Source organism: Pseudomonas sp. P5_B2 (assembly GCF_056400445.1).
On the sequence record NZ_JBFULH010000545.1, the window covers coordinates 1 to 2,752 of the forward strand.

General features: G+C 62.0%; 2 protein-coding genes. Both read left to right on the plus strand.

Going from position 1 to position 2,752, the window contains the following annotated elements; translation table 11 throughout:
• Window positions 1–72: 72 nt before the first annotated feature.
• Complete coding sequence (gene araD1, locus AC1DRJ_RS23695; RefSeq protein ID WP_477804290.1) at window positions 73–1,068, plus strand: AraD1 family protein; 996 nt, start codon at window positions 73–75, stop codon at window positions 1,066–1,068.
• A gap of 42 nt (window positions 1,069–1,110) precedes the next feature.
• On the plus strand, window positions 1,111–2,691 hold the full coding sequence (locus AC1DRJ_RS23700; RefSeq protein WP_477804291.1) for an aldehyde dehydrogenase (NADP(+)): 1,581 nt from the start codon (window positions 1,111–1,113) through the stop codon (window positions 2,689–2,691).
• Window positions 2,692–2,752 lie beyond the last annotated feature (61 nt).

The following is a 2,752-nucleotide window of genomic DNA, read 5'->3' on the forward strand; positions in this document are numbered from 1 at the left end:
CAACCCAACGGGGCGGTGCGAGGTTTCGCTAAATCCCCTCGCCACAAATCCGCGATTTTATGGAGGGCCGTCATGCGCCTGATTCAATTTGAAAACACTGCCGGTGAGCGCCAGGTCGGCCTCGTCGATGGGGCACAGGTGCAGGTGCTCAAAGGCACCCGCAGCACCCGTGAACTGGCACTCGCGGCAATTCGCGCCCAACGTAGCCTGCAAGAAGAAGTCGCTCAACGCGGTACCGAGGCCGGCCCGGACTACGCGCAACTGTTGCAACAGGGCAAAGTCCTGCCGCCGTTGGATCACGAAGACCCGGCCCATTGCCTGATCAGCGGCACCGGCCTGACTCATCTGGGCAGCGCAGCAGCGCGGGACAAGATGCACCAGCAGGACGGCGCCGTCGAAGCCGGCATGACCGACACCATGTGCATCTTCAAATGGGGCCTGGAGGGCGGAAAACCAGCGGCCGGTCTGGTCGGTGCGCAGCCGGAATGGTTCTACAAAGGTGACGGCAGCATCGTCGTGCGCCCCGGCGCGGATTTTCCGGTGCCGCCGTTTGCCGAGGACGCGGGTGAAGAACCCGAGTTGACCGGCCTCTATGTGATTGGCGACGACGGCCTGCCGTATCGCGTTGGTTATGCCCTGGGCAACGAGTTTTCCGACCATGTGATGGAACGGCGCAACTACCTGTACCTGGCGCATTCGAAACTGCGCTATTGCTCGTATGGTCCTGAGTTGCGCATCGGTGAATTGCCCAGGCACCTGGTCGGCACCAGTCGCATCAAGCGCAACGGCGAAACAATCTGGGAAAAAGAATTTCTCAGCGGCGAAGACAACATGTGCCACAGCCTCGCCAATCTCGAATTTCACCATTTCAAATACACGCAGTTTTTGCGCCCCGGCGATGTCCATGTGCACTACTTCGGCACCGCCACGCTGTCGTTTGCCGACGGCGTGAAAACCCAGCCGGGCGATCACTTTCAGATCAGCCTCGATGAGTTTGGTGCACCATTGGTCAACGGTATCGGCGAAAGTACCCCACCGTTGGCTATCGGCCAGGTGCGTGCGCTTTAAGTCTTCAATTACCGGCGTTGTTGGCCGGTCAAGGAATCACTCATGACCACGTTACTGGGACACAACTACATCGGCGGTCGCCGCAGCGCCAACGGCACGCTGCAACTGCAAAGCCTCGACGCAACCACCGGCGAAGCGCTGCCGGGCACCTTCTTTCAGGCATCTGAAGCCGAAGTGGATGCCGCCGCCAAAGCCGCGGCTGCCGCTTACCCGGTCTACCGCAACCTGAGCGCGGAACAACGCGCACGATTCCTCGATGCCATCGCCGATGAAATCGATGCACTCGACGATGATTTCGTCGCCACCGTGTGCCGCGAAACCGCGCTGCCGGCGGGGCGAATTCAGGGCGAGCGCGCACGCACCAGCGGGCAGATGCGCTTGTTCGCCAAGGTCCTGCGTCGCGGTGATTTCTACGGTGCGCGGATTGATCGGGCGCTGCCGGATCGCCAACCGTTGCCGCGTCCGGATCTGCGCCAATACCGCATCGCGTTAGGGCCGGTCGCAGTGTTCGGCGCGAGTAACTTTCCGCTGGCGTTTTCTACCGCCGGCGGCGATACCGCGTCGGCATTGGCCGCTGGTTGCCCGGTGGTGTTCAAGGCTCACAGCGGTCACATGGCGACGGCCGAGTGGGTGGCGGACACGATCATCCGTGCCGCCGAGCGCACCGAAATGCCGGCGGGCGTATTCAATATGATCTACGGCGGGGGCGTCGGTGAGTGGCTGGTCAAGCACCCGGCAATTCAGGCGGTGGGTTTCACCGGTTCGCTCAAGGGCGGTAATGCCCTGAGCCACATGGCCGCGACCCGGCCACAGCCAATCCCGGTGTTTGCCGAGATGTCGAGCATCAACCCGGTGTTCCTGCTGCCCGAAGCGCTCGCGCTACGCGGCGAACAAATCGCCGCGCAGCTTGCCGGTTCAGTTACCCAGGGTTGTGGTCAATTCTGTACCAATCCTGGCCTGGTCATTGGCCTGCGTTCGCCGCAGTTCAGCACCTTTCTGGAAAGCTTTTGCGCCAGCATGAACCAGCAACCGGCGCAAACCATGCTCAACGCCGGTACGCTGGCCAGCTACAACCGAGGCCTTGGCGAGCTGCACGAACATTCGGGGCTGACCCATCTGGCGGGCAGACCGCAGCAGGGCAATCAGGCTCAGCCGCAGGTATTTCAGGCCGATGTCAGCCTGTTGCTCGAGGGGGATGAGCTGCTGCAGGAAGAAGTCTTCGGGCCGACCACCATCGTCGTCGAAGTCGAGAACCAGGCCCAGTTGGCGGCGGCGTTGCAGGGGTTGCGCGGGCAACTGACAGCGACCTTGATTGGCGAGGCCGGGGAGTTGCTGGAGTATCGCTGGCTGGCAGAAATGCTTCAGGAAAAGGTCGGGCGGATTTTGCTCAATGGTTATCCGACCGGGGTCGAGGTGTGCGAGGCGATGGTGCATGGCGGGCCGTACCCGGCGACGTCCGATTCCCGGGGGACGTCGGTGGGGACGCTGGCGATTGATCGCTTCCTGCGGCCGGTGTGCTTCCAGAATTATCCGGATGCGTTGTTGCCCGAGGCGTTGCAGAACGCTAATCCGCTAGGGATTCGGCGGTTGGTGGATGGGGAGGTGAGTGACCAGGTTCTGTAATTTTTGGTGCCTGGACTACCGCCTTCGCGAGCAAGCCCGCTCCCACATTTGACCGCATTCC